A 480-nucleotide genomic window follows, 5' to 3' on the forward strand; every position below is an offset into this window, starting at 1 on the left:
TTGTCGGGAAACCAGACCCCGGTCAGTTGTCCCTGCTTGTCGTAGCTGTAGTCCGTTACGTGACCATCAGGATCGGTCTTACGAACGATATCGCCCTGGTCATTACGCTCATATTTCCAGGCGGCCTCACCACGCCTTACAACCCGTACGAACCCATTATCATGCTCGTAGGAGGTCGGCTCATCGTCCCCCGGAAACACCGCCACCAAGCGTCCGGCGTCGTCGTATTGATACGCCGTCACCGCCCCCAGCGGATCCTGCTCGACCGTCAGCCGGCCTTTTTCGTCGTAGGATCTGAAATGCTCGGCACCATCCGGATCAATGCGCTGCACCAGTCGCGCACGTTGGTCGTGCACGTAGACTTCCTGGCTGCCATCAGCGTTAAACACCGTGACCTGCCCGTGGTCATCCCAGGCATAACGCGTATCCATCTGCGAAAAGCTCGCCCAGTGGCGGACACACCTGGCGGCCTTGCCAGCC

At 59.6% G+C, this 480-nt stretch carries 1 pseudogene; it reads right to left on the reverse strand.

Annotated features, from left to right (window positions below):
- A pseudogene (locus NTD80_RS10305) lies at positions 1 to 480 on the reverse strand (type IV secretion protein Rhs); the annotation flags it as partial.

The sequence above is a fragment of the Pseudomonas sp. 13B_2.1_Bac1 genome (genome assembly GCF_025466155.1).
GTDB classification, from domain to species: Bacteria; Pseudomonadota; Gammaproteobacteria; order Pseudomonadales; family Pseudomonadaceae; genus Aquipseudomonas; species Aquipseudomonas aylmerensis.